Below are 8,870 nucleotides of genomic sequence, written 5' to 3'. Positions count from 1 at the left end.
CTTGTCTGCTGTTTTGGTTGGGTTGTGTGTTGGGGGTTGTGTTAGCTCTTGCCGTCCGTCCTCGAGCACCCGGTCGGGTGGCGCCCCCGGGGGGGGGGGGGGGCCGCGCTCCCCGGCCCCCCCCACCGCGCCGCACCGATCGGTCCTGGTGCGGACCGACGGGCACGGTCAGTACTGGCTCTTGCGCTCCCAGTCGGGGTCGAACGTGCCCGCCTCGGCGACGGCGACGTAGTCGCGGTGCGCCTCCGCGACGAGCACGGGCGGGAGGTCCGCGATGCGCGCGGTCCCGCGACCCGACCCGCGGCCGCTCCGCTCGAACGTCAGCGCCGTCACCGCGGCGGCGATGTTCTCCTCCGGGACGAACGATCCCGTGAACTCGATCTGCACCACGATCCCCGCGCTCGCGAACGACTTCGTGTACGCGCTGAACCACCCGGCGTCCTCGGCCTGCGAGCGCGTGTAGCCGCGCTTGGTGGCGCGCCCGCGGATGGAGAAGCTGTCGGAGAACCAGCCCTTGTGGTCGTCGATCGTGGTCGCGCCGGCGGGGACGTCGGGCGTCGCGACGTCGAGCTGTGCGAAGAGCGGGGTGACCTCGTAGTCCGCGAGGTGCGCCGACCACGCGGCCGTCGCGTCCGGGCCGAGCAGGACCGCGTGCGCGAGCCCGACCGTCGACCTCTCGCCGAGCTCGACGTCCTCGTCGTCGGCGTCGACGAGCGCGCCGCCGTCGGGACGGAAGGGCCGCGCCTCGTCAGTGCCGGGGTTCTCGACCCACACGAGCCGCTCGACGAGCCGGGACATCACGGGGTGGCCGAGCAGGTACTCCTGCCACTCCTGCGCCGTCCACGTGCGGCCCACGCACATCGCCTCGTAGAGCCGCTGCGTCTGGAGCGCGACGACCGCCTTGAGCTCCTTGCGGCTCGCCGTGAGCTGCTTCTTCGCGGCCGAGACGAGCTCCGGGTCGTCCTGCGCCCGCGCAGCCGGGAGCGCCTTGACGACCTTGCCCGCGTCGCTCGTGAGCTCGAGCGTGAACGCGGGGGTGATGCGCCCGACGTACTCGCGCGACCCGAGGTCGAGGTGGAGCAGGCCGTCGTCCTCGAAGCCCGCCGTCTGGACGGTCCGGTCCGCGAGCTGATCGGCGGTCCAGCCGCGCCGGTCCGCGAGCTCGGCCGCGAGGCGCTGCGCCGTCTCCTGCACGGTCGCCTGTCGGAAGCGGCGCGAGACGGCGAGGAGCTCCTGGATCGCTGCGGGCTGCCCGTTCGCCGCGAGCGCCTGGACGAGCGCCTCGGTCTGCGCCCGGCGACCGATGTGTGCCTTGACGTAGCGCTGGAACGTGGCGGCGAGCTCGCCGCCCGGCATCGCGACCGTGAGCGCGAGCATCCCCTTGTCCTTGACCGCCGAGCCGAGGTAGGTCGCCTGGTGCTCCCGGTACAGGTCGCGGTGGTGGTCCTCGACCGTCTTGGACGCCTCGACCGAGTAGTACTGGGGAGAGCGCTTGGCCCACGCCTGGTACTGGTCGTAGCGCACCTGCGCTCCTGCGGTCGCGTGCGCCTCGCTCTCCTGCGCCGACGGGTTGCGCGTGTCCTGCGCGACCCACGCGGCCAGCACGTGGCTGCCGAGGCGTGCCCGGTCCTCCTCCTGGAGAAGGGAGAGATACCGCTCGAGCAGCCCTGCGCCGCTCGGGTCCTTGAGCTTGACCGCGAGCACGACCCACCAGCGCAGGATCGTCGGGTCCACGGGCGAACCGTCCGCTGCCCAGCGCGCGTCGGGCAGGGAGCCCAGGTCGAACCACGCCATGCTCACCGGGGCCTTGGCGCGCAGGCCCTTGGTCGCCTCGGCGAGCAGCGCCGCGGGCGCGAGGTCGACCGAGATGTCCTCACCGAGGCTCTCGAGCGACGTGAGGAGCGCCGCGCGGACGACCTCGCTGCGCTCCTTCGCGAGCGCGGCCCGCAGCGCGGGCACGGCATCGACGTCACCGAGCCGGGCGAGCCACTCCGCCGCGGTGCGGCGCACCTCGGACCGGCCGTTCCCAAGCCCCTGCTCGGCCAGCCCCCGCACGCCGGGGTGCGTGCTCAGCGCCGCCTGCGCCGACGCGCGGTAGGTGCGGCCCTCGCCGAGCGCGAGCTCGGTCAGTCGCGGCAGGAACCGGCGCGGGACGTGCGGGAGCTGCGCGAGCACCGCGAGCGCCCGGGCCGGCTTGGTGGTGCCGTACGTGCGCTCGCGGTCGTCGAGCGCCGCGGCGAGCCGGTCGAGCCGCCCCGCGTAGTACGGCCACGCGTTCTCGGGCGTCACCGTGTCGGTCGCCCACCACGTCGAGAAGTACAGCTCGTCGATCAGCGCCTCGGCGTCGTCGCGACCGATGCGCCGCAGCGCCTCGACGAGGACACGCAGGTCGACGTCGAGCATGTCGCCCTCGTTGAGCCGGTACCAGCCGAACCGCTCGCTGTGGCCGCGCGCCTCGTTCGCCTGCAGCCGCAGCCGGTGCAGGAGCGTGATGCCCGGCAGGCGCGAGAACACGCCCGGAGCGGACAGCCTGCGCATCGCGACGCCGCCCGGGCGACGCGTGCTCGTCCCGGACAGGAACGCGGCGAAGACCCGGAAGTCCTCGTCGGTGATGCCGGGCAGCTCCTTGAGGTCCTGCTCCACGGCCTGGCGGCGCCATCGCGGCCACCCGTCGTCGTCGCCCTTGCCCTTGCCGGGGTGCGCCACCTGCTCGGCGCGGGCCCGATCGAGTGCGGTGTCGATCGCGGCCCGCGCCGCGAGCACGAGCTCGTCGCCGAGCACCGTCTCCGGCAGCGGCTCGAACGGCGGGACGTCGATCTCGGGCTCGTCGTCCCGCGCGGCGTCGAGCACGCGGGCACGCTCGACAGTGTCGCGCAGGAGCGTCGCGCGCGCCCCGGTCGACTGCTCGGCGGCCTGCTCGAGGTCGGCCAGCCCGCCGTCGACTTGCGCGAGCCGCGTCACGACCGCCCCGAGCCGGGACGGCGGCAGGGCCGTGAGGAGCGGGGTGAGGATCTCGCGCTGGCGCTCGCCCGTGAGCTGCGCGACGGCGGCCACCGCCGCCTCGCGGACGCCCTTGCTCGCGTCCGCGGCGAGCCGCGCCAGGAGCGGGGCGAGCGCTTCCGTCGCCGCCGGGTCGGACGCCACGAGCTCGACCAGCTCCGTCCGGCCGGCCGCGCTCACGCCCGGCAGGGCCTCGGTCGCCACGTCGACGTGCGCGACCACGAACTCGCGTGCCGGGTCACCCAGCAGCGCCGGGCCGAGGTGCCGCGACGCCCAGCCCGCCGACGTCGGGCGCTCGAAGAGCTCGCGCAGCACGACCGCCGTCGCGTCCGCCTCCGGCACGCCCCCCTCGACCGCGAGGGCCACCAGCAGGTCCGGCGTCCAGCGGTCGGGCATCTGCTTGCCGTTCTTGCCCTTGCGGCGGTCGTTCGCGCGCCGCGACATGTCGTTGACTAGCACCGTGAGCCAGCGCGGGTCGGTGGGGCGCTCGCGGTCGACCTCCGACGACACGGCGCTGAGCACCCGGCCGAGGCGCACGAGCTCGGGGATCGTCACGGAGTCGCTCAGCGTGTAGAGGTTGGACCGGGCCGTGACGGCCTTCGCCGACGTCCAGCCCGGCACCGCGGCCTTGAGCCGCTCGTCCTGCGCGGGCGTCGTCCACGAGTAGATCCCCGACTGGCCCGGCCGACCCAGCAACGCCTCGACGTCGCCGCCGCGCAGGACCTCGAGCTCCAGCAGAACTTCGGGGCCCTCGCCCCGGTGCACGTACGCGACCGCGCGGTCCGCGAGACCCGGCGACTCGACGGCGAGCACCCTCAGCGCGTCGACGAGCCGAGCGCTCGGACGGCCACCTCCCGCCTGCTCCTCGTCGCGCCGGAACAGACCCTTGACCTTCTCGAGCACCCTCTACCTCACCGTCACGTCGTCGCTGCTGGTGCGGCAGATGCTAGGGGTGGGCTCCGACACGCCGACCGGGCCGCTCAGGGACAGGTCACCCGGCGGAAGGCGTCGGGGTCCTCCAGGGGGAACCGATAGCACACCTCCTGGCCCACGTTGCCGGTGGCGACGCCGAAGAAGTCGAGCTCCGGTCGGGTGTACCGCACGACCACCGAGTCGTCGTCGACCGTGGCGACCTCACCGTCCTCGACGTCGTCGACCCCACCGAGGAGCAGCTCGTTCCGGTCCAGGTCCGCGAGCTTCCACGCCCAGCGCGGACCGTTCTGCCAGATGCCGCGGGCGAGACCTGCCGCCACCACCGCGACGACCACCACCACGATCATGACGCGGTACCGCTTCTTGTGGGCCACCGCGCCAGACTGCCATCGCGCCCCGCCGGTCGGCCAGGGCCGAGCGTGGGCCGGGGAGCGCGACGTCGGCGTTCGCTCTTCTTGTTCTTGAGGCCCAGGACGGCTTGGGCTCCGGCGACGACGTGCACTCGTCCTGAGGACGGGGTGGGCCCGGAGGGACTCGAACCCCCGACATCCACGGTGTAAGCGTGGCGCTCTAACCAGCTGAGCTACAGGCCCTGGAACAGCGGAGCACAGCCTACCGGGTCGGCACCCCGCCACCGGCCACGCCCGGGGCGCGACGACCTGACCCGACAACCCGACGCAAGAACCGCCGTCGGCCCTGCTCAGCGACACCAGCGGCGCCGCCCACGGCAACCGCGTCAGAGCTGTTCGAGCGCCCGCCGGTACCCGTCGAGGTCGCGACGCTGCCCGCGCGGGTTGACGACGGACCAGCGGACGATCCCGTCGGCGTCGAGCAGGAACGAGCCGCGCAGCGCGAGGCCGTTCTCCTCGTCTAGCACGCCGTAGGCCCGGGCGACGTCGCCGTGGGGCCAGAAGTCCGAGAGCAGGTCGAACTCGAACCCCTCCTGGGCAGCCCACGCCTTCTGCGTGAAGACCGAGTCGCACGAGATGCCCAGCAGCGTGACGCCGGCTGCCTCGAAGTCCTCGAGGTTGTCGCGCAGCTCGCAGAGCTCGCCCGTGCAGATGCCGGAGAACGCGAACGGGTAGAACACGAGGAGCACCGGCCCGCCGTGCAGGTCGGCGAGGTGCACGGGCGTGCCGTGCGTGTCGGGCAGCGTGAAGTCGGGGGCGGGGTCGCCCGGCCCGGGCGGCGTGGCCCGGACGGCGGCGATTCCCTCGTCAGCGACCGCGGCCACGGGTCCCGAGCTTCGTCGCGGACCAGTCGGGTGCGATGGCGAACGTGCTCGTCGCGTGCAGCCCCGCAGTGGTCGCGGCCTCCTGGATGTCGTTGTGGCCCACGTGCCCGGACCGGCCCGGCTTGGGCGTGAGCACCCAGATGAGGCCGCCGTCGTCGAGCACGGTCTGGACGTCCACGAGCAGGTCGGTGAGGTCGCCGTCGTCCTCGCGGAACCAGACGATCACGCCGTCCGTGACGTCGTCGTAGTCCTCGTCGACGAGCTCACCGCCGACGAGCTGCTCGAGCTCACCGCGCAGGTCGTCGTCGACGTCCTCCGACCAGCCGAACTCCTGCACCACGTTGCCGGGCGCGAACCCCAGGCGGTCCGCCCCGAGGGGCCCTGCGGTGTCGGTCACTGTCGTGTCGTTCCTTTCCTCGTCCTGTCAGTCCGTGCGGCGGGCCCCGACGCGCGGGCGGACGCCCGCGCGCACGACGACCTGCCGTGTCTGGCAAAGGTAGCCCACCGGAGGATCCGTTGCTTGGCAAGGTGCCCGCCACGGACACCCGGTCCGGCACGCGGTGCCCGGACCGCCGTCGGGCACCGCACCCGCGCGACGCCGGGACGCCTCCCCTCCGGGCCGTGTCGCGGAAATCACGCCCTCTTGACCACCCGATGGTGTGACTTACGCGCGCGTTGTGAACACAATGGGTAGACCACCCTGGTCTCGTGAAGAGGCGCGGTCGCCACCAGCGGCCGCGGCCGCGTGCCCGGAGTGGCCCCAAGACGGGTTCCGGCCGTGTACCGCGCGGCCGTGCGCCCGGCATCCGACGAGATATGAGGTTGCTGGTGGCTTCGTACGACGAGACCGGACCGCTGATCAACGGTCTGCTCAGCCAGGTTCCGGACTTCGACCCCGCCGAGACCGGCGAGTGGGTCGAGGCCCTCGACGGCCTGATCGACGACCGCGGGGGCCCGCGCGCCCGCTACGTCCTGCTGAACCTGCTCAAGAGGGCCCGGGAGCGCAACGTCGCCGTCCCGACCTCCTTCACCACTCCCTACGTGAACACGATCGGTGTGCACGAGGAGCCCTACTTCCCCGGCGACGAGGCGCTCGAGCGCCGCTACCGCTCGTGGATCCGCTGGAACGCGGCCGTCATGGTGACGCGCGCGCAGCGCCCCGGCATCGGCGTCGGCGGCCACATCTCCTCCTACGCGTCGGTGGCGACGCTGTACGAGGTGGGCCTCAACCACTTCTTCCGCGGCAAGGACCACCCCGGCGGCGGCGACCAGGTCTACTTCCAGGGCCACGCCTCCCCCGGCGTGTACGCGCGCGCGTTCCTCGAGGGCCGCCTCTCGGCGGACCAGCTCGACGGGTTCCGCCAGGAGAAGTCGCACCCGGGCGGCGGCCTGCCGTCGTACCCGCACCCGCGCCTCATGCCCGACTTCTGGGAGTACCCCACGGTCTCCATGGGCCTCGGCCCGGCGAGCGCGATCTACCAGGCGTGGACGGACAAGTACCTGCACAACCGTGGCATCCGTGACACGGAGCAGCAGGACGTGTGGGCGTTCCTCGGCGACGGCGAGATGGACGAGCCCGAGTCGCGCGGCATGCTCCAGCTCGCGGCGCAGCAGCAGCTCGACAACCTGACGTTCGTCGTGAACTGCAACCTGCAGCGCCTCGACGGGCCGGTGCGCGGCAACGGCAAGATCATCCAGGAGCTCGAGGCGCAGTTCCGCGGCGCGGGCTGGAACGTCATCAAGGTCATCTGGGGCCGCGAGTGGGACGTCCTGCTCAACGCGGACAAGGACCGCGCCCTGGTCAACCTCATGAACGTCACGCCCGACGGCGACTACCAGACGTACCGTGCGGAGTCCGGCGCGTTCATCCGCGAGCACTTCTTCGGCCGCGACCCGCGGACCAAGCAGCTCGTCGAGAACATGACCGACGACGACATCTGGAACCTCAAGCGCGGCGGCCACGACTACCGCAAGATCTACGCGGCGTACGCGGCGGCACGCGCCCACACGGGGCAGCCGACGGTCATCCTCGCGCACACGGTCAAGGGCTACGGCCTGGGCTCGACCTTCGCCGGGCGCAACGCGACCCACCAGATGAAGAAGGTCGGCCTGGCCGACCTCAAGACCCTGCGCGACTCGCTGCGCATCCCGATCACGGACGAGGAGCTCGACGCCAACCCGTACGAGCCCCCGTACTACCACCCGGGCCCCGACGCGCCGGAGATCCAGTACCTCCTCGGCCGTCGTCAGCAGCTCGGCGGGTTCGTCCCCGAGCGCCGCTCGTCGCCCAAGCCGATCACGCTGCCGGGCGACAAGTCCTACGAGATCCTCAAGAAGGGCTCGGGCCAGCAGGAGATCGCCACCACGATGGCCTTCGTCCGGCTCCTCAAGGACCTCATCAAGGACAAGGAGTTTGGCAAGCGCATCGTGCCGATCATCCCCGACGAGGCGCGCACGTTCGGCCTGGACTCGATCTTCCCGTCGGCGAAGATCTTCAACACCCAGGGCCAGCACTACCTCGCCGTGGACCGCGAGCTCATGCTGAGCTACAAGGAGTCCGAGGCCGGCCAGATCATGCACACCGGCATCAACGAGGCCGGTTCCGCGGCCGCGTTCCAGTCGGTCGGCACGTCCTACGCCACGCAGGGCGAGATCATGGTGCCGTTCTACATCTTCTACTCGATGTTCGGCTTCCAGCGCACCGGCGACCAGTTCTGGGCGGCAGGCGACCAGCTCACGCGCGGCTTCATCATCGGCGCGACCGCGGGCCGCACGACCCTGACCGGTGAGGGCCTCCAGCACGCCGACGGCCACTCGCCGCTCATCGCGGGCACCAACACGGCCATGGTCCAGTACGACCCGGCCTACGGGTACGAGATCCGCCACATCGTGCGCGACGGCATCGAGCGCATGTTCGGCCCCGGCGAGCACGGGGTCGGCGCGGACGGCCGCGACCAGAACGTCATGTACTACCTCACGGTGTACAACGAGCCGATGGTCCAGCCCGCCGAGCCGGAGGACGTGGACGTCGAGGGCATCCTCAAGGGCATCCACCGCCTCTCCGTCGGCGAGGGCGACGGGCCGCGCGCCCAGATCCTCGCCTCGGGCGTGGGCGTCCCGTGGGCGCTGGAGGCGCAGCAGCTCCTCCACGACGACTGGGGCGTGGCGGCCGACGTGTGGAGCGTGACGAGCTGGAACGAGCTGCGCCGCGACGGCCTCGCCGCCGACCAGGCCGCCTTCCTCGACCCGGCCGCCGAGCCGCGCGTCGCGTACGTGACCGAGAAGCTGTCCGGCGCCGAGGGCCCGTTCGTCGCGACGAGCGACTACGACCACCTCGTGCCCGACCAGATCCGCAAGTGGGTCCCGGGCGACTACGAGGTGCTCGGTGCCGACGGCTTCGGGTTCTCGGACACGCGTGCCGCCGCCCGCCGGCACTTCAAGATCGACGGTCCGTCCGTCGTCGTCCGCACGCTCCAGGCGCTCGCCAAGCAGGGCAAGGTCCCCGCGGACGCGTCCGCCCAGGCGATCGAGAAGTACCGACTGATGGACGTCACCGCCGGCACGTCCGGCAACGCGGGCGGCGAGGCCTGACGGCCCGCCCGGTAGCACGACGACGGCCGGTCGCCCCGCGGGGTGACCGGCCGTCGTCGTGCGGGCAGGTGCGCGGCCCGACGGCGCGCCTGAGATCCCGCGGCGTCCTCGC

At 72.4% G+C, this 8,870-nt stretch carries 5 protein-coding genes and 1 tRNA gene; 1 reads left to right on the top strand and 5 read right to left on the bottom strand.

Translation table 11 applies throughout. The features are described 5' to 3' along the window. Positions 1–168 precede the first annotated feature (168 nt). From ACFVN3_RS11595 to ACFVN3_RS11575, 5 genes are all read right to left on the bottom strand, one after another. Entirely contained in the window at positions 169–3,903 is a 3,735-nt protein-coding gene (locus ACFVN3_RS11595; RefSeq protein WP_378232981.1) for a DUF4132 domain-containing protein, read from the bottom strand. Positions 3,904–3,980: 77 nt separating this feature from the next. Further along, positions 3,981–4,307 (bottom strand): hypothetical protein, encoded by a 327-nt coding sequence (locus tag ACFVN3_RS11590; RefSeq protein WP_378232980.1) that lies wholly within the window; start codon positions 4,305–4,307, stop codon positions 3,981–3,983. A gap of 145 nt (positions 4,308–4,452) precedes the next feature. Next, positions 4,453–4,526, bottom strand: a tRNA-Val gene (locus ACFVN3_RS11585). Positions 4,527–4,669: 143 nt separating this feature from the next. After that, positions 4,670–5,167, bottom strand: a complete 498-nt coding sequence (locus ACFVN3_RS11580; protein WP_378232979.1) for a peroxiredoxin — start codon at positions 5,165–5,167, stop codon at positions 4,670–4,672. Beyond that, positions 5,151–5,564, bottom strand: coding sequence for a DUF3052 domain-containing protein (locus ACFVN3_RS11575; protein WP_237843083.1), 414 nt, complete (start codon positions 5,562–5,564; stop codon positions 5,151–5,153). Before ACFVN3_RS11575 ends, ACFVN3_RS11580 begins: the two co-directional genes overlap by 17 nt. Before the next feature lie 431 nt (positions 5,565–5,995). On the opposite strand from ACFVN3_RS11575, the gene aceE reads away from it, so the two are divergent. Then, positions 5,996–8,758, top strand: a complete 2,763-nt coding sequence (gene aceE / locus ACFVN3_RS11570; RefSeq protein ID WP_378232978.1) for a pyruvate dehydrogenase (acetyl-transferring), homodimeric type — start codon at positions 5,996–5,998, stop codon at positions 8,756–8,758. The last annotated feature ends 112 nt before the right edge of the window (positions 8,759–8,870 follow it).

The organism is Cellulosimicrobium sp. NPDC057862 (assembly GCF_042797035.1).
In the GTDB taxonomy this organism is placed as follows: Bacteria; Actinomycetota; Actinomycetes; order Actinomycetales; family Cellulomonadaceae; genus Cellulosimicrobium.
The sequence above is the reverse complement of the archived record's forward strand: the minus strand, read 5'-3'. Positions and strand labels throughout refer to the sequence as shown.